Origin of the sequence: Dactylosporangium sp. NPDC049742 (genome assembly GCF_040674675.1) — a bacterium.
In the GTDB taxonomy this organism is placed as follows: Bacteria; Actinomycetota; Actinomycetes; order Mycobacteriales; family Micromonosporaceae; genus Dactylosporangium; species Dactylosporangium maewongense.
The window spans coordinates 12,331-32,736 of sequence record NZ_JBFANF010000058.1 but is presented as its reverse complement, the minus strand read 5'-3'; the positions used below and the strand labels follow the sequence as shown (position 1 = coordinate 32,736).

At 73.6% G+C, this 20,406-nt stretch carries 2 protein-coding genes (both cut by a window edge); both read right to left on the bottom strand.

What is annotated here, in order from left to right; genetic code table 11:
• Positions 1-6,566: the start of a non-ribosomal peptide synthase/polyketide synthase gene (locus AB0J72_RS45005; RefSeq protein ID WP_363411510.1), read on the bottom strand. It extends 37,138 nt beyond the left edge of the window; only the first 6,566 of its 43,704 coding nucleotides appear in the window; it begins with the start codon at positions 6,564-6,566; its stop codon lies beyond the left edge, outside the window.
• On the bottom strand, positions 6,563-20,406 hold the 3' portion of the coding sequence (locus AB0J72_RS45000; RefSeq protein WP_363411508.1) for a non-ribosomal peptide synthase/polyketide synthase. 7,969 nt of this gene lie beyond the right edge of the window; the window shows 13,844 of its 21,813 coding nt (coding positions 7,970-21,813); its start codon lies off the right edge, out of view — the gene reads right to left on this strand; the stop codon is at positions 6,563-6,565. The genes AB0J72_RS45005 and AB0J72_RS45000 overlap by 4 nt, the downstream gene beginning before the upstream one ends.

Below are 20,406 nucleotides of genomic sequence, written 5' to 3'. Positions count from 1 at the left end.
TCGACCAGTTCCAGCTGCCACGTCAGCTCGTGGCCGGGGATCACCCGCTGGAACGGCTCACCGTCGGCCGTCTGGAACACGGTGCGCAGCACTTCGTGCCGGCCGATCACGTCCCGCAGCGCCGCGCCCAGCGCGGCCGGGTCGACGTCGCCGGTCAGGCGCAGGGCCATCGGGATGTTGTAGGTCGCGCTCGGCCCCTCCAGCTGGCCGATGAACCACAGCCGCCGCTGCGCGTACGACAGCGGCAGCCGCTCCGGGCGTTCCCACGGCACCAGCGCGGCCCGTGCCTGCCGCGCGCCCGACAGCCGCTCGGCCAGCCCGGCGACGGTCGGGGTCTCGAACAGCACCCGCAGCGACAGCTCGACCCCGAACACCGCCCGGACCTGGCTGACGAGCCGCACCGCGAGCAGGGAGTGCCCGCCGAGGGCGAAGAAGTCGTCGTCGACGCCGACCGCGTCCAGACCGAGGACCTCGGCGAACGCCAGGCACAGCAGCTCCTCGCGCACGCTCACCGGGCGCCGGCCCGACCCGGCCGCCCCGGCGAAGTCCGGCGCGGGCAGCGCCCGGCGGTCCAGCTTCCCGTTCGCCGTGAGCGGCAGCGCCGCCATCGGCACGAACGCCGCCGGCACCATGTACTCCGGCAGCCGGTCGCTCACGAACTCACGCAGCGCCGCACCCTCGACCGTGCCGACCACGTACGCCACCAGGCGCTTGTCGCCGGTCGCGTCCTCCCGGGCGATGACGGCGACCTGCGCCACCTGCGGATGCGCGGCCAGCACGGCCTCGATCTCGCCGGGCTCGACCCGGAACCCACGGATCTTCACCTGCTCGTCCGCGCGACCCACGAAGATCAGGTCACCGTCGCCGGACCACCGCACCACATCACCGGTCCGGTACAGGCGTCCACCGTCGTCGAACGGATCCGCCACGAACCGCTCCGCCGTCAACGCCGCCCGGCTCACGTACCCGCGGGCCACGCCGGCGCCGGCCACGTACAGCTCGCCGGCCACGCCCACCGGGACGGGCTCGAGGCGGCCGTCCAGGACGTACACCTGCGTGCCGGAGATCGGCGCGCCGATGGGCACACTGCTCCCGTCGGCGACGTCCTGGGACCGGATCGCGTGCACGGCCGTGAACGTCGTGTTCTCCGTCGGCCCGTACCCGTTCAACAGCCGCAGCTCTGGCAGCTCCCCCAGCACCGTGGCGCACGCCGCGGGAGACAGCACGTCGCCACCCGCCAGCAGCTGGCGCACAGGCGCGAGCGCCCGCACGTCGGTACCGACGACCTGGTGGAACAGGCCCGCGGTCAGCCACAGCGTGCCGACGTGGTGCGTGTCGAGGAAGGTCCGCAGCTCCCCGGTCGACATGGCGCCCGCCGGGGCGACCGCCAGGGCGGCGCCGTTGAGCAGCGCGCCCCAGATCTCGAAGGTCGCCGCGTCGAACGACGGCGACGCCAGGTGACCGACGACGTCGCCGGCGCCGACGGTGAAGTAGTTCGCGTCGCGCACCAGCCGCACGATCGCCCGGTGCGGCACGACGACGCCCTTCGGCGTGCCCGTCGAACCCGACGTGTACATCACGTACGCCGACTGCCCCGCGTCCGCGAGCACCGCCACGGGCGCGCCGCGCGAACCGGCCACCGCGCCCGCCACCCGCGGGTCGTCCAGCGCCACCGACCGGAACCGGCCGGCCGGCAGCTCGTCGAGGACGTCCTCGAAGCCCAGCAGCACCGCGGCACGGGCGTCGGCGAGCATGAACGCGATCCGGTCCACCGGCAGCTCAGGATCGATCGGCAGGTACGCGCCGCCGGCCTTCACCACCGCCAGCAACGAAACCACCATGTCGACACCCCGCGGCAGGCACAGGCCCACCACCGACTCGGTGCCGACACCGAGGTTCCGCAGGTACGCCGCGAGGCGGTCCGACCGTGCCGCCAGCTCGGCGTAGGACAGCGAGGCGTCGCCGCTCACCAGCGCCGGCGCGTCGGGTGTGCGGGCCGCCTGCGCCGCGAACAGCTCCGGCAGCGTCGGGAACAGCCCGTCGGCGGCGGGGCCGTTCCAGCCGAACAGCAGCTGGTCGCGTTCGGCCGGGTCGAGCACGTCGACGGTCGAGATCGGCGCGGCCGGGTCCGCCAGTACACCGTCGAGGACGCGCAGCAGTCGCTGGGCGATCGACGCGACCGTGCCGGCGTCGAACAGGTCCACGGAGCCGTTCAGCACGCCGCGAAGCCCGGCGGCGCCGCCGTCGGCGTCGAACGTCTCGCTGACGATCCAGTCGAGGTCGAACTTCGCCACGGCCATCGCCGCCGCGGCGGCCGCTGCGCCGGCGGCTCGGACGCCGGGCAGGTCCAGCACCGCGTCGGCGGTGTTCTGCACGGTGAGCATGACCTGGAACAGGGGGTGCCGGGCGAGGGACCGGGCCGGCGACAGCTCCTCGACGAGGCGCTCGAACGGCACGTCCTGGTGCTCGAACCCGGCGAGGGACGTCTCCCGCACGCGGGCGAGCAGCTCGAGGAACGTGGGGTCGCCGGACAGGTCGGTGCGCATGACGAGCGTGTTGACGAAGTAGCCGACGAGGTTGTCGAGGGCCTGGTCGGTGCGGCCGGCGATGGCCGCCCCGATGGGGATGTCGGTGCCGGCACCGAGCTTCGACAGCAGCACCCCGATCCCGGCCTGCAGCAGCATGAACACGGTGACGCCCTCGGCGCGGGCCAGCTCGGCCAGGCGGGCGTGCAGCGCGGCCGGCACCGTGACGGGTGCGACGTGGGCGTGGCGGCTGGCGACCTCGGGGCGCCTCCGGTCGACCGGCAGCACCAGCTCCTCCGGCGCGCCGGAGAGGGCCTGCCGCCAGTACGCCACCTGCCGCGAGATCAGGCTGCCCGGGTCGGACTCGTCGCCGAGCAGCTCCCGCTGCCACAGCGCGTAGTCGGCGTACTGGACGGCGAGGGGCGTCCACGCCGGGGTGCGGCCCGCCGTCCGGGCCGCGTACGCCGCTGACACGTCGGCCGCCAGCGGCCCCATCGACCAGCCGTCGGCCGCGATGTGGTGCACGACGACCACCAGCGTCCGCGTGTCGCCGTCGGTGAAGAGCCAGGCGCGGATCGGCACCTCGACGGCCAGGTCGAACGGGTGCTGCACCGCCGCCGCCACCGCGCCGGGCACCTGCCCCGCCGGGACGTCGACCGGCTGCAGCCGCCAGTCGAGGTCTTCCAGTGGGATCACGTGCTGGAACGGGCGGCCGTCGACGGCGGGGAACACCGTGCGCAGCACCTCGTGCCGTCCGATGACGTCCCGCAGGGCCGCGCCGAGCACGTCCGCGTCGGTCACGTCCGTCAGCCCGAGCACGGTCGGGACGTTGTGGGTGGCGCTGGGGCCTTCCAGCTGGCCGAGGAACCACAGCCGCTGCTGGGCGAACGACAACGGCACCCGCTCCGGGCGCTCCCACGGCACCAGCGCCGCCCGTGCCGCACCGGCGCCGGCCAGGCGGGCGGCGAGCCCGGCCACGGTCGGTGCCTCGAAGAGGGTGCGGATGGTCAGGTCGACGCCGAGGACCGCGCGGACGCGGCTGATGAGGCGGACGGCGAGCAGCGAGTGCCCGCCGAGGGCGAAGAAGTCGTCGTCGACGCCGACCGTGCCGAGGTTGAGGACCTCGGCGAACGCCTGGCACAGCGCCGCCTCGCGGGCGTCCGCCGGGCCCCGGCCGGCGCCGGTCGCGGTGAGCTCGGGGGCGGGGAGCGCCTTGCGGTCGAGCTTGCCGTTCACGGTCAGCGGCAGAGCGTCGAGGACGACGACCGCCGAGGGCACCATGTACTCCGGCAGCCGTTCGCCGGTGAACTCGCGCAGTTGCGCGCCGTCGACGTCGCCGACCACGTAGGCGATGAGCCGCTCGTCCTTCGCGATCACCGCGGCCTGCGTGACCTGCGGGTGCTGGCCGAGGACCGCCTCGATCTCGCCGGGTTCGATGCGGAACCCGCGGACCTTGACCTGGTCGTCGGCCCGGCCCGCGAACACCAGGTCGCCGCCGGCGGTCCAGCGGACCACGTCACCGGTCCGGTACAGCCGTCCGGCGTCACCGAACGGGTCGGCGACGAACCGGCCCGCGGTGAGGCCGGCGCGGCCCGCGTAGCCCCGGGCGAGGGAGGCACCGGCCACGTACAGTTCGCCGGCCACGCCCGGCGGCACCGGCAGGAGGCGGTCGTCCAGGACGTACGCCCGGCTGTTGGTGACCGGACCGCCGATCACCGGGTCCGCTCCGGTCGCCAGGCTCTGCGACATCGACGCGCAGACCGTCGTCTCCGTCGGCCCGTACGCGTTGACGAACTGCCGCCCGGGCACCCACCGGTCCACCAGTTCGCGGGACAGCGCCTCACCGGCGGAGACGAGGGTCCGCACCGATGGCAGGTCGTCCGGGGACAGCACCGCGAGCACCGCCGGCGGCAGGGTCGCGTGCGTGACCCCGTGCGTGCCGATGACCTCGGCCAGGCCCGACCCGGGCAGCAGCTGCTCGGCGGGTGCGACGACCAGGCCGGCGCCGGTGCACAGCGCCATCACCAGCTCCCACGTCGCCGCGTCGAACCCGACGGACGCGAACTGCAGCACCCGGCTGCCCGCGCCGACCCCGAACCGCTTCACCTGCGCCGCGACCAGGCTGGCGATGCCGCGGTGGGTGACGACGACGCCCTTCGGCACGCCGGTCGACCCGGAGGTGTAGATGACGTACGCCGCCTGACTCGCCAGCACCGGCGCGCCCATGGCGTCGGCGGCCTGGGCGGCGACCGACGCCGCGACCCGCCGGTCGTCGAGCGCCACCGACCGCACGCGGCCGGCTGGCAGCTCGTCGAGGACGTCTTCGAGGCCGAGCAGCACGGCGGCACGCGAGTCGGCGAGCATGAACGCGATCCGCTCGACCGGCAGCTCCGGGTCGATCGGCAGGTACGCGCCGCCGGCCTTGACCACTGCCAGCAGCGCCACGACGAGGTCGACGCCGCGGGGCAGGCACACACCCACGACGGATTCAGTGCCGACGCCGGCGTTGCGCAGGTACCGGGCCAGCCGGTTGGTCCGCGCGTCGAGCTCCGCGTAGGACAGCGAGCCTTCGTCGCCGACGACGGCGACGGCGTCCGGAGCCCGCTCGGCCTGGGCGGCGAACAGCTCCGGCAGCGACGCGCCGGCGACCTGCACCGCGGTGTCGTTCCACCCGTGCAGGATCCGGTCGAGTTCGCCGTCGTCCCAGATGTCCACCTCGGACAGTCGCAGCGTCGGATCGGCCAGCACCGACTCCAACACCCGCATCCACCGGCGGGCGATCGCCGCGACCGTACCCTCATCGAACAGATCCGCCGAACCCGTCAGCGCACCCCGCATCCCAGCGGCGCCACCACGACCGTCGAACACCTCACCGATGTTCAGATCCAGATCGAACCGAGCCGCCGACACCGCCTCCACCGCCGACGCGTGCCCACCGACCGCCACCCCCGGCAGATCCAGCACCGCACCGGCATTGTTCTGCACGGTCAGCATCACCTGGAACAACGGATGCCGCGACGGCAACCGCGACGGCGCCAACACCTCCACCAACCGATCGAACGGCACATCCTGACGCTCAAACCCCGCCAGCGACGTCTCCCGCACCCGGGCAAGCAGCTCGGTGAACGACGGATCCCCAGACAGGTCCGTGCGCATCACCAGACTGTTCACGAAGAACCCGACAAGATCATCCAACGCCTGATCCGTACGGCCCGCGGTCGCCGCACCGATCGGCACATCCACACCCGCACCCAACCGCGACAACGCCATCGCCAGGGACGCCTGCACCACCATGAACATCGTCACGCCATGCTCACGCACCACCTCACGCAACCGGCCGTGCACCTCCGCCGGCACCGTGCACGCCACCTCGTGGCCGCGGTTCGACGAGATCGCCGGCCGGGGCCGGTCGGCCGGCAGCGACAGCTCCTCCGGCAGACCGGCCAGGGTGTCGCGCCAGTAGGCGACCTGCTGGGAGATGAGGCTGTCCGGGTCGGACTCGTCGCCGAGCAGCTCCCGCTGCCACAGCGTGTAGTCCGCGTACTGCACCGGCAGCGGCTCCCACGCCGGGGCGTGCCCCTGGCGGCGGGCGGTGTACGCCGTCGACAGGTCGCGCGCCAGCGGCGTCGTCGACCACGCGTCGCAGGCGACGTGGTGCACGACGACCACCAGGACGTGCTCGTGCGCGCCGGCCGAGATCAGCTGGGCGCGGATCGGCAGCTCGGTCGTCAGGTCGAAGACGCACTCCGCCGCCTCGTCGACGGCCGCCTGCAGACCGTCGGTCGTGACCTCGGCGACGCCGAGGCTCCAGTCGAGGTCCTCGACGGGGAGGATCAGCTGGTGCGGCTGCCCGTCGACGGCCGGCAGGACCGTCCGCAGGACCTCGTGCCGGCCGAGGACGTCCTTCAGCGCCTGGTCGAGCGCGACCCGGTCGATCTCACCGGACAGCCGCAGCACGACCGGGACGGTGTACAGGGAGCTGGCCCCTTCGAGCTGCTCCAGGAACCACAGCCGCTGCTGCGCATACGACAAGGGGATCATGAGGACTCCTTCGAGGTGCGCATCGGCCGCAGCGCCGGTCGGGTCGACTTTCGGTCGTCCAGGTGCTCGGCGAGACCGGTGACGGTCGGGATTTCGAACAACGTCCGTATGGAGAGATCAACGCCTAGGGCCGCGCGGACGCGGCTGATGAGCCGGACAGCGAGCAGCGAGTGCCCGCCGAGGGCGAAGAAGTCGTCGTCGACGCCGACCGTGTCCAGGCCGAGGACCTCGGCGAACGCCTGGCACAGCGCCGCTTCGCGGGCGTTGGCCGGGGCCCGGCCCGACCCGCCCGCCGTGACCTCGGGCGCGGGCAGCGCCCGGCGGTCGAGCTTGCCGTTGACCGTCAGCGGCAGCGCGTCGAGGACGACGACCACGGCGGGGACCATGTAGTCCGGCAGCCGCTCCCCGGCGAACGCGCGCAGCTGCGCGCCGTCGGCGTCGCCGACCACGTACGCGACGAGGCGCCTGTCGCCGGGGACGTCCTCGCGGGCGACGACGGCCGCCTGCTCGACCTCGGGGTGCCGACTCAGGACCGCCTCGATCTCGCCGGGCTCGATCCGGAAGCCGCGGACCTTGACCTGCGCGTCGGCCCGGCCGGCGTAGACGAGGTCGCCGGCGGCGGTCCACCGGGCCACGTCACCGGTCCGGTACAGCCGGCCGCCGGCTCCGAACGGGTCGGCGACGAACCGGCCCGCGGTGAGGCCGGCGCGGCCCGCGTATCCCCGGGCGAGGGAGGCGCCGGCGACGTACAGCTCGCCGGCCACGCCCGGCGGCACCGGGAGCAGGTGGTCGTCCAGCACGTACACCCGGCTGTTCGCGACGGGACCGCCGATCACCGGGTCGTCGCCGGGTGCCAGCGGCCGCGACATCGACGCGCAGACGGTGGTCTCGGTCGGCCCGTACGCGTTGACCAGCCGCCGCCCGGCCGCCCAGCGGCCCACCTGGTCCGGTGGGAGCGCCTCGCCGGCGGACACCAGCGTCGTCACGGGCGCCAGGTCTTCCGGGGTCAGCACCGCCAGCACCGCCGGCGGCAGCGTCACGTGGGTCACCCCGAACCGGGTCACGACGCCGGTCAGGCCGCCGCCCGGCAGCAGCTCATCGGCGGCTGCGACGACCAGGCCGGCGCCGGAGCACAGCGACACGATGATCTCGGCGCTCGCCGCGTCGAAGCCGACGGACGCGAACTGCAGCACCCTGGCGCCGGTTCCGAGCGCGAACCGTTCGGCCTGCGCCGCCACGAGGCTCGCCAGGCCGACGTGGGTGACGACGACGCCCTTCGGCACGCCGGTCGACCCGGAGGTGTAGATGACGTATGCCGCCTGACCCGCCAGCACCGGCACGCCGAGGGTGTCGGCGGGCTGGGCGGCGACGGACGCCGCGACTCGCCGGTCGTCGAGCGCCACCGACCGGACCCGGCCCGCCGGCAGCTCGTCGAGGACGTCTTCGAGGCCGAGCAGCACCGCGGCGCGCGCGTCGGCGAGCATGAACCCGACCCGGTCGACCGGCGAGCCGGGGTCGATCGGCAGGTAGGCGCCGCCGGCCTTGACCACTGCCAGCAGCGCCACCACCAGGTCCGCGCCCCGCGGCAGGCAGACGCCGACCACCGACTCCGCCCCGATGCCGAGGCCCGTCAGGTACCGAGCGAGCCGGTTGGACCGCGCGTCCAGCTCGGCGTACGACAGGGACACCCCGTCGCCGATCACCGCGATGGCGTCGGGCGTGCGCGCGACCTGCGCCGCGAACAGCGCCGGCAGCCCGGCCCGCGGCACGTCCAGGGTGGTGTCGTTCCACCCGGTCAGCACCCGGTCGAGCTCGCCGCCGTCCCAGAAGTCCACCTGCGACAGTCGAAGCGTCGGGTCGGCCAGCACCGACTCCAGCACCCGCATCCACCGGCGTGCGATCGCCGCGACCGTGCTCTCATCGAACAGGTCCGCCGAACCCGTCAGCGCGCCCCGCATCCCAGCGGCGCCACCACGACCGTCGAACACCTCACCGATGTTCAGATCCAGATCGAACCGAGCCGCCGACACCGCCTCCACCGCTGAGGCGTGCCCACCGACCGCCACCCCCGGCAGATCCAGCACCGCACCGGCATTGTTCTGCACGGTCAGCATCACCTGGAACAACGGATGCCGCGACGGCAACCGCGACGGCGCCAACACCTCCACCAACCGATCGAACGGCACATCCTGACGCTCAAACCCCGCCAGCGACGTCTCCCGCACCCGGGCGAGCACCTCGGTGAACGTCGGATCCCCAGACAGGTCCGTGCGCATCACCAGACTGTTGACGAAGAACCCGACAAGATCATCCAACGCCTGATCCGTACGGCCCGCGGTCGCCGCACCGATCGGCACATCCACACCCGCACCCAACCGCGACAACGCCATCGCCAGGGACGCCTGCACCACCATGAACATCGTCACGCCATGCTCACGCACCACCTCACGCAACCGGCCGTGCACCTCCGCCGGCACCGAGCACGGCACCCGGTGTCCACGGTGGGAGGACGCCACCGGGCGGGGCCGGTCCACCGGCAGCGGCAGCTCCTCCGGCAGGCCCGCGAGCGCCTGCCGCCAGTAGCTGACCTGCCGGGAGATGAGGCTGTCCGGGTCGGACTCGTCGCCGAGCAGCTCCCGCTGCCACAGCGTGTAGTCCGCGTACTGCACCGGCAGCGGCTCCCAGACCGGCGCCTCGCCAGCCAGGCGCGCCTTGTAGGCGGTCGACACGTCGGCGGCCAGCACGCCCGCGGACCAGCCGTCGCCCGCGATGTGGTGCACCACGATGACCAGGACCCGTTCGTCCGTGCCGGTGCCGATCAGCGACGCGCGGATCGGCGCCTCGCCGGCGAGGTCGAAGGCGTGCCGCGCCACCGCCGTCACGGTGTCGGACAGCCGCTCTTCCGGGACCTCGACCACCTGCAGCTGCCAGGTCAGGTCCTCGGCCGGGATCACCTGCTGGAACGGCTCGCCGTCGACGGTCGGGAACACGGTGCGCAGCACCTCGTGCCGGCCGATCACGTCCCGCAGGGCCCCGTTCAGGGCGTCGGCGTCCACGGCACCGGAGAGGCGCATCACCTCCGAGATGTTGTAGGTCGCGTTGCCGCCGTCGAGCTGCCAGAGGAACCAGAGGCGCTGCTGGGCGTACGACAGCGGCAGCCGCGCCGGGCGGACCTGCGGCACCAGCGGCGCCCGGACCTCGCTCACGCCCGGCAGCCGGCCGGCCAGCGCGGCCGGCGTCGGCGCCTCGAACACGGCGCGCAGCGGCAGCTCGACCCCGAACAGGACCCGCACCTGGCTGACCAGGCGCACCGCCAGCAGCGAGTGCCCGCCCAGGCCGAAGAAGCTGTCGTCGGCGCCGACCGTGTCCAGTCCGAGGACCTCGGCGAAGGCGAGGCACAGCAGCGACTCCTGCAGGCTGCCCGGCCCACGGCCGGAGCCGGCCAGCCCGGCGAAGTCCGGTGCGGGCAGGGCCCGCCGGTCGAGCTTGCCGTTCGCCGTCAGCGGCAGCGCGTCCATCGGCACGATCGCGCCGGGCATCATGTACTCCGGCAGCCGCGCGCCCGCGAACCCGCGCAGTGCCGCGCCGTCCACGGTCCCGACGACGTATGCGACGAGGCGCTCCTCGCGGAGCACGACGGCGACCCGGTTCACCTGCGGGTGCGCCGACAGCACAGCCTCGACCTCGCCGAGCTCGATGCGGAACCCGCGCAGCTTCACCTGCTGGTCGACCCGGCCGAGGAACACCAGCTGCCCATCGGCCGTCCACCGCACCAGGTCGCCGGTGCGGTACAACCGTCCGGGGCCGAACGGGTCCGCGACGAACCGCTCCGCCGTCAGCGCCGCCCGGCCCACGTATCCGCGGGCCAGCTGCGCCCCGGCCAGGTACAGCTCCCCCGCGACGCCCGCCGGGACCGGCGCCAGCCGGTCGTCCAGCACGTACGCCCGCACGTTCGCCATCGGCACACCGATCGGCACCAGCGCCGCGGTGTCGCCGGCGGCGCACTCCGCCGACGTGGCCGTGACCGCCGTCTCCGTCGGGCCGTAGGTGTTGTACAGCCTGGCGCCGGGCAGGACCGCCAGGCACCGGTCCCGCAGCGCCGCGGTCAGCTCCTCGCCGCCGCTGAGCACGTGCCGCAGCGACCCGCACCCGGCCACCGACGGCTCGTCCAGCAGCGCCCGCAGCATCGCCGGCACGAACTCCGCGACCGTCACCGACTGCTCCCGGATCAGCGAGGCGAGGTACTCCGGATCGCGGTGACCGCCCGGCCGCGCCACCACCATCGTCGCGCCCAGCACCAGCGGCAGGAACACTTCCTCCACCGACACGTCGAACCCGACCGGCGTCTTGAACAGCGTCCGGTCCGAGTCGCTGAGACCGTACGCGTCGATCAGCCACCGCAGCGTGTTCACAACCGCGGCGTGCGGCACCACGACACCCTTCGGCGTGCCCGTCGATCCCGACGTGTACAGCACGTACGCGGCACCGTCCGGCAGGACCTCGGCGGGAGCGCCGGCACCGGCCGGACCATCCACATCGGACAGGACGCAGACCGCGCCCGCGTCGGCGAGCATGAACGCCACCCGCTCCTCCGGCAGGTCCACGTCGATCGGCAGGAACGCCGCGCCCGCCCGCACCACGCCCAGCACCGCGACCACCAGGTCGACGCCCCGCGGCAGCCGCACCGCCACCACCGACTCGGCGCCGGCGCCCAGGCCGCGCAGGTGCGCCGCCACCCGGGCCGACCGTGCGTCCAGCTCCGCGTACGACACGGACTCGCCCTCGAACACCACCGCCGTCGCGTCCGGCACCCGCGCCGCCTGCGCCGCGAACAGCCCCGGCAGCGTCGCGGCCGGCGCGTCGACCGTGGTGTCGTTCCAGCCGACCAGCAGCCGCTGCCGCTCGCCGGCGTCGAGCACGTCCACTTCGGACAGTGCGACGGCCGGGTCCGCCGCGACGGCCTCCAGCACCCGGATCCAGCGCTCCGCGAGTGCGGCGACGGTGCCGGCGTCGAACAGGTCCGCCGAGCCCGTCAGCGCGCCCCGCAGCTCCGCGCCGACCTCCGAGACGGCGAGGTCTAGGTCGAACATCGCCGACGGCGTCGCGCCCGCCACGGCGGCCGGCCCGACGGCGTCGACCCCGGGCAGGTCCAGGACGGCGCCCGCGGTGTTCTGCACCGTCAGCATGACCTGGAAGAGCGGGTTGCGCGCCAGCGACCGGGTCGGGGACAGCTCCTCGACGAGCCGCTCGAACGGCACGTCCTGATGTTCGAGCCCCGCGAGGGACGTCTCCCGGACCCGGGCGAGCAGTTCGGTGAAGGTCGGGTCTCCGGTCAGGTCGGTGCGCATCACGAGCGTGTTGACGAAGAACCCGACGAGGTTGTCGAGGGCTTCGTCGGTACGGCCCGCGACCGCCGCTCCGATCGGGATGTCCGTGCCGGCGCCCAGCTTGGACAGCAGCACCCCGAGCGACGCCTGGAGCAGCATGAACATCGTCACGCCTTCGGCACGGGCGACCGCCCGCAGCCTCGCGTGCAGGTCGGGTTCGACCCGCACCGGCACGGAGTGCGCCCGGTCGCCGGCGACCGGCGGGCGCGGCCGGTCGGCGGGCAGCGCGAGCTCTTCCGGGGCGTCGGCCAGGGCCTGCCGCCAGTAGGCGACCTGCCGGGAGATCAGGCTGTCCGGGTCGGACTCGTCGCCGAGCAGCTCCCGCTGCCACAGCGTGTAGTCGGCGTACTGCACCGGCAGCGGCTCCCACGCGGGGGCGGTGCCATCGAGGCGGGCCGCGTAGGCCGCCGACACGTCCGTGGCGAGGGGGCCGGTCGACCAGCCGTCACCGGCGATGTGGTGCAGGATCACCACCAGCACGTGCTCGCCGGGGCCGTCGGCGCAGAGCCAGGCCCGGATCGGCACCTCGGTCGCCAGGTCGAAGTGGTGCCGCGCCGCCGCCGGGGTGTCGGTCTCCTGGAGCTGCCAGTCGAGCTCGTCGATGGGGATGATCTGCTGGACCGGCCGGCCGTCGACCGTCGGGAAGATGGTGCGCAGCACCTCGTGGCGGCCGATGACGTCCCGCAGCGCCGCGTTGAGGGCCACCGGGTCGACGTCGCCGGACAGCCGAAGGCCGAGCGTGATGTTGTACAGCGCGCTGGGGCCGTCCAGCTGCCGGATGAACCACAGCCGCTGCTGGGCGTAGGACAGCGGCAGCCGGTCGGGCCGCGCCCACGGCGTCAGCGCCGTGCGGGCCGCGTACGCGCCGGACAGCCGGGCGGCGAGCCCTGCCGGTGTCGGCGCTTCGAACAGCGCCCGCAGCGGCAGCTCGACGGCGAACACCGCCCGGACCCGGCTGACGAGCCGGACGGCGAGCAGCGAGTGCCCGCCGAGGGCGAAGAAGTCGGCGTCGACGCTGACCGTGTCGACGCCGAGGATCTCGGCGAACGCCTGGCACAGCAGCTCTTCCTGCACGCTGCCCGGCGCGCGGCCCGTTCCCGCGGCGAAGGACGGCGCGGGCAGCGCCTTGCGGTCCAGCTTGCCGTTCGGCGACAGCGGCAGCGCGTCCAGGACGACGACGGCCGCGGGCACCATGTACTCCGGCAGCCGCGTCGCCACGAACTCCCGCAACGCCGCAGCTTCGGCCCCTCCGACGACGTAGGCGACCAGGCGCTCGTCACGGGCGATCACCGCGGCCTGCGACACGTCAGGGTGTTCGGTCAGCACGGCGGCGATCTCGCCGGGCTCGATCCGGAACCCGCGGATCTTCACCTGCTCATCCGCGCGGCCGACGAACACGAGGTCACCGTCGCCGGTCCACCGCACCACATCACCGGTCCGGTACAACCGGCCACCATCGCCGAACGGGTCGGCGACGAACCGCTCCGCCGTCAACCCCGCCCGGTTCACGTATCCGCGGGCCAGCTGGGCACCGGCCAGATACAGATCACCGACCACGCCGACCGGCACCGGCTGGAGCCTGCCGTCGAGGACGTACATGCGGCTGTTGCCCGTCGGCCGCCCGAACGGCACAACGGTCTTGTCGCCGTCGACCTCGCCGGCGGCGACCATCACGGCCGCCTCGGTCGGGCCGTACGTGTTCACCAGCACGCGGTCCGCGGACCACAGCTGCGCCTGCCGGGCCGAGATCGCCTCCGAGCCGACCACCAGCCGCCGCACCGGCGCCAGATCCTGCGGGGCGAGAACCTCCAGCAGGCTCGGCACCACACTGGTGATCTCGACGCCGGTCGTGGCGACCAGGTCACGCAACAGGGCCGTGTCAGTCCGCTCCGCCGACGACGCGACCACCAGCCGCGCACCCGACGTCAATGCGACCGCGAGGTCCAGCACCGACGCGTCGAAGCTGAACGACGCGAACTGCAGCACCCCAGCGCCCGGACGGGCGTCGAAGACCGGCGTGAACACCGCCGCCGCGTTCGCCAGCGCCGCGTGCGAGACACCGACGCCCTTCGGCACGCCGGTAGAACCCGACGTGTAGATCACGTACGCCAGCTGCGCGCCCTGCGTCGACACCGGTGGCAGTGGCCCATCGGAGGACGGAAGCTCCGTCAGTACACACACCGGCGCCGCATCCTCGACGATGAACGCAATACGGTCCGCCGGGTAGTCCGGGTCGATCGGCACGTACGCGCCGCCGGCCTTCCACACGCCCAGCACCGCCACCACCATGTCGGTGCTGCGCGGCAGGCTCAATCCCACCAGCGACTCGGCACCGACACCCTGGTCGACCAGCGCGCGGGCAACGCCATCCGAGCGGGCGTCCAGCTCCGCATAGGACAACGTGACGCCGTCGCACAGCACCGCGGGCGCGTCCGGGGTCCGCAGCGCCTGTGCCCGGAAGAGGTCCAGCACCGTTGCGTCAGGCACCGGAGCCGCGGTGTCGTTCCAGTCGTGCACGACCTGGTCCAGGGCGGGGGCGTCCAGCACCTGCACCGCTGACAGCGGCGTCCGAGCGCCGGTGTCGAGGTCGTCCTCCAGCGCCGACACCAGGCCGGTGACCGCCGAGGCCATCATCCTGGCCACCGCGTCCGGGTCGATCGGCGCGACGGCGTCGACGACGAGCCCGAAGCCGTCGCCGATGTCGTCGACGGCCATCGACAGCGGGTAGCTGGTCCGCTCGACGAGCAGCCGGTGCCGGACGCCGTTGTCCTGGTCGTCGCGGCGCTCGGACCGGGTGTGGTGCCGGTAGTTGAACAGGGTCGTGAGCAGCGGGGCGTCGGCCGGTGCGGTGCTCGCCCGCTGGGCGACGGCCAGCGGGGTGTGCTCGTGTTCGAGCAGCCCGGCCAGCTGGCCGCGCATGGCGGTGACGGCGGCGGCGACGTCGAGGTCGCCGGTGCGGACCCGCACCGGCAGCGTGTTGATGAACAGGCCCGGCACCCGGTCGGCGCCGGCGCCGGCGTGCATGCGGCCGAACATCAGCGTGCCGAACACGACGTCGTCGCGGGCGGCGACCACAGCGAGGACGCGGGACCAGGCCACGTGCATGACGGTCGCGGGGCTGGCGCCGAGCCGCCGGGCCACCTCGCGCAGCCGCGCGCCGAGGCCGGCGTCGACGTCGGCGTGGACGGTGACGACGGACGAGCCGTCGCCGCGCACGTCCGCGACACCGAACGCCACGGTCGGCCCGTCGACGCCGGCCAGCAGGTCCCGGAAGTGCCGCTCGTGGTCGCCGCCGGCGAGGCTGGCCCGGGCCTGGGCGACGAAGTTGCGGAAGGGCAGCGGCGCCGCCAGCTCGGCGGTCCGCCCGGCCAGGATCGCGCGGACCTCGTCGTAGACCAGGGCCGCCGCGGTGTGGTCGTGCACCAGGTGGTGGATGCGCACCATCGCCAGCCACGGGCCGCCGGCCAGCGGCGCCGCGTGGACGTCCACCAGCGGCGCGCGGCCGAGGTCCATCGAGGAGCCGACCACGGCCACGAGCGCCGCCGGGTCCTCGGCGCCGCCATCGAGGGTGACCTCGGTGAACGGCACGGTCGCCGACCGCCACACGACCTGCACGGGCTCCCGCAGCCGCGACCAGGCGAACGACGTCCGGAAGATGTCGTGCCGGTCGACGACCTGCTGCAACGCGGCGACGAACCCGTCCACGGCGGCGCGGTCCGGCAGCTCGAAGACGCGGGACACGGCGTACACGTCGTCGCCGCCGTCGGCGAGCAGGTGGTGGAACAGCATGCCTTCCTGCAGCGGCGCGAGCGGGTAGATGTCCGCCACGTTGGCCGCGCCGCCGTCGACCGTGCCGACGACGGCCCGGATCTCCGCCTCGGTCAGGTCGGCGAGGGGCAGCATCTCGGGGGTGATGCGCTGCGCGCCGGCCGGGATCCGGTTCGCCGGCACCTCGGCGGCGACCGCACCCGCGCCCGCGGCCAGCCCGGCCGGGGTCGGAGCGTCGAACAGCCTGCGCACCGGCACCGTGACACCCCGGGTCCGCAGCCATTCGACGAGCCGGACGGCCAGCAGCGAGTGGCCGCCGAGGGCGAAGAAGTCGTCGTCGACCCCGACCGCGTCGAGGCCGAGGACCTCGGCGAACGCCTGGCACAGCAACTCTTCCCGGACGTTGGCCGGTCCCCGGCCCGTCCCGGCGACGTAGGAGGGTTCCGGCAACGCCTTGCGGTCCAGCTTCCCGTTCACCGTCAACGGCAGCACGTCGAGCGACACGACGGCGGCGGGCACCATGTACTCCGGAAGCCGCGACGCCGCGAACTCCCGCAGCGCCGGACCGTCCACCGCACCGACCACGTATGCCACGAGCCGGTCGTCACGGGCGATGACCGCGACCTGCTCGACACCCGGGTGCTGGCTGAGCACCGCCTCGATCTCGCCGAGCTCGATCCGGAACCCGCGGACCTTCACCTGCTCGTCGGCCCGACCCAGGTAGACCAGCTCACCATCGTTGGTCCACCGCACGACGTCACCGGTCCGGTACAGGCGGCCCTGGCCGAACGGATCCGCGACGAACCGGGTCGCCGTCAGCCCGCGCCGCTGCAGATACCCGCGCGCCAACTGACCGCCGGCGACGTACAGCTCACCGGCGACGCCCGGCGGCACCAGCTCCAGCCGGTCGTCCAGCACGTACGCCCGCAACCCGGCGAGGGGCCGGCCGATCGCGCTCGCGCCGGTCTCACCCGGTCGCAGCGCGCGGAACGTCACGTGGACGGTGGTCTCGGTGATCCCGTACATGTTGACCAGACGCGGACCGCCGCCGTCCTGCCACCAGCCCGCCAGCCGGCCCAGTTCGAGCGCCTCGCCGCCGAACACGACCCACCGCAGCGAGCTACCCACCCTGCCCGCTGCCGCGAGCTGGTAGAACGCCGACGGGGTCTGGCTCAACATCGTCACCCGCTCGCGCTCCAGCAGGTCCCGGAACAGCTCCGGCGACCGCGACACGTCGAACGGCACCACCACAACCCGACCACCGTGCAGCAGGGCGCCCCACAGCTCCCACACCGAGAAGTCGAACGCGAACGAATGGAACCACGTCCACACATCACCCGCACCGAAGTCGAACTCGCTGCGCGCCGCCGCGAACAACTCCACAACGTTCGCGTGGGTGACCACCACACCCTTCGGCGTGCCCGTCGACCCCGACGTGTACATCACGTACGCCGGATGCGACCCCACCAAACCCGTGGCCTCGACCGGACCCGACGGCTCATCCGCCTCCACATCCGTCACCACACACACCGCGCCCGCATCCGCGAGCATGAACGCCACCCGGTCCTCCGGCAGGCCCGGCTCCACCGGCAGATACGCACCACCCGCCTTCCACACCGCCAGCAACGCCACGATCAGATCCACACCACGCGGCAGACGCACCGCCACCACCGACTCCGGACCGACCCCCTGACCCGCCAACCGCCGCGCCAACCGGTTCGACCGGGCATCCAGCTCCCCGTACGACACCGACACCCCGTCACAGACCACCGCGACCGCATCCGCGTCCCGGGCGACCTGCGCCGCGAACAGCGATGGCAGCGTCACGGCGGCGACGTCGAGCGTGCCGGCGTTCCACTCGACCGCGATCTGGTCCCGTTGCCTGTCGTCCAGCACCGGCAGCGCGGTCAACGGCACCCGTGCGTCCGCCTCCAGCGCCGACACCAGCGCGGCAAGCGTGGTCTGCAGCATGGCGGCGACCGCGTGCGGGTCGATCGGACCGACGGCGTCCACGGCCAGGCCCAGGCCGGCGCCGTCGTCGTCCACCGACACGGTCAGTGGGTAGTTCGTCCGCTCGCGCGCGAAGACGGTCCGCACACCCTCCACGCCGCCGTGCCCTGCGCCGCCGCCGTTGTGCCGGTAGTTGACAAGTGTCGTGAACAGCGGCACGTCACCGGGCATGTCGCTGACCCGCTGGACCAGTGCCAGCGGCGCGTGCTCATGCTCCAGCAGGCCCGCCAGCTGCGACCGCATGCCCCGGACGGCCGCGACCGCGTCCTGCCGGCCGGTGTCCACCCGCACCGGCAGCGTGTTGATGAACAGCCCCGGCACCCGGTCGGCGCCGGCTCCCATCCGGCCGAACAGCACCGTCCCGAACACGACGTCGTCCCGCCCGGACACGACACCCAGGACGCGTGACCACGCCACGTGCAGCACCGTCGCCGGCGTCACGCCCAGCCGGCGGGCGACCTCCCGCAGCCGGGCCACCATGTCCTGGTCCAGGCGCAGCCCGGCGCGCACCACACCGGACCCGTCGCCGCGGACGTCGCCGACCCCGAACGCCACCGACGGCTCCACCACCCCGGCGAGCAGGTCCCGGAAGTACTCCTCGTGCACCCCGGCGGCGAGCTCCGCCCGCGCCTGCGCCACGAACCCCCGGAACGACACCGGCTCCGGCAGACCGTCGGCGTTGCCCGCGAGCACCGCGGCGATCTCCGCCGACACCACCTCCAGCGCCGTGTGGTCCTGCACCAGGTGATGCACCCGCACCAGCCCCAGCCAGCGGCCGTCGGCCTCCGCGACATGGACATCCAGCAGCGGCGCCCGGCCGAGATCCATCGACAACCCGACCGTCGACAGCAGCTCCGCAGCCGCATCACCGGTCCCCGACAGCCGTACCTCCGTCACCGGCAGCGTCACCGACCGCCACACCACCTGCACCGGCTCCCGCAACCCGGCCCACACCACCGACGTCCGGAACACATCGTGCCGGCCGACGACCCACCGCAGGCCGGCCACGAACGCGTCCAACCGGTCACGGTCGGCGAACTCCAGCACGAACGGCGTCACATACGCGTCCTCACCGCCGTCCGCCAGGACGTGGTGGAAGAAGATCCCTTCCTGCAGCGGCGCCAGCGGGTACACGTCCGCCACGTTCGCGGCGCCACCTTCGACAGCACCGATCACCGCCTGCAGCTCGGCCTCGGACAGGTCGACCAGCGGCAGCATCTCCGGGGTGATCTCTTGCGCGCCGTCGGGGATCAGGTTCGCCGGCACCGCCACCGTCACCCCGCCGGCGGCGGCCGCCAGCGCCGCCGGCGTCGGCGAGACGAACAACGCCCGCACCGGCACCGACAACCCACGCGCCCGCAGCCACTCCACCAGCCGCACCGCCAGCAGCGAGTGGCCGCCGAGCGCGAAGAAGTCGTCGTCGACCCCGACGTGGTCGAGGCCGAGCACCTCGGCGAACCCCAGGCACAGCACCTCTTCACGCGCGTTGCCGGGGCCGCGGCCGGCTCCCGCGAGGAAGGAGGGCGCCGGCAGCGCCTTGCGGTCGAGCTTGCCGTTCGCGGTGACCGGCAACGCGTCCAGTGCCACGACGGCCGCGGGCACCATGTACTCCGGCAGCCGCGACCCGGCGAAGTCCCGCAGCGCTCCACTGTCGACGGTGCCCACGATGTACGCCACGAGCCGCCCGTCCAGGGCCAGCACCGCGACCTGCCGCACATCTGGGTGCGCGGCAAGGACCGCTTCGACCTCGCCAGGCTCGATCCGGAACCCGCGGATCTTCACCTGCTCGTCCGAGCGGCCGAGGTAGACCAGGTTGCCGTCGGCGCTCCACCGGACGACGTCGCCGGTGCGGTACAGGCGGCCACCGTCGTCGAACGGGTCGGCGACGAACCGCTCGCTCGTCAGCGCCGCGCGGTCCCGGTAGCCACGAGCCAGCTGGACACCGGCCAGGTACAGCTCCCCGGCCACACCCGCCGGGACCGGTGCGAGCCGGTCGTCCAGGACGTAGGTGCGGGTGTTGAAGACCGGCTTGCCGATCGGCACCACCGGAGACCCGTCCGCGACCACCTCGAACTCGGTGACGTCGACGGAGGCCTCGGTCGGGCCGTACAGGTTGAACAGCCCGGCGCCGGTCAGCACCTGGGCGAACCGGTCCCGCGCCGCCACGCCGAGTGCCTCACCGGAGCACACCACCCGCCGCAGTCCGGTGCAGGCGGCCGCGTCCGGCGTCGCCAGGAACGCGTCCAGCATCGACGGCACGAAGTGCACCGTGTCCACCCGCTGCTCGCGGATCAGCCCGGCCACGTACGCCGGATCCCGGTGACCGTCCGGGCGGGCGATCACCATGACGGCGCCCTGGATCAGCGGCCAGAACAACTCCCACACCGACACGTCGAACCCGAACGGCGTCTTGTGCAGCACCCGATCGCCCGGCTGCAAGCCGAACCGAGCCTGCATCCACGCGAGACGGTTCACGATGCCGGCGTGCGACACGACAACGCCCTTGGGCAGTCCCGTCGAACCCGACGTGTAGATGACGTACGCCGGGTTCGCCGGCAACACCGGCACATCCGCGGCCGGCGACAACCCGGACGCGTCCGTCTCCTCCGTCACCACGAACGCCGCGCCGGCCGTCATCAGCGCCACCCGCGACTCCGGCAGGTCCGGGTCGATCG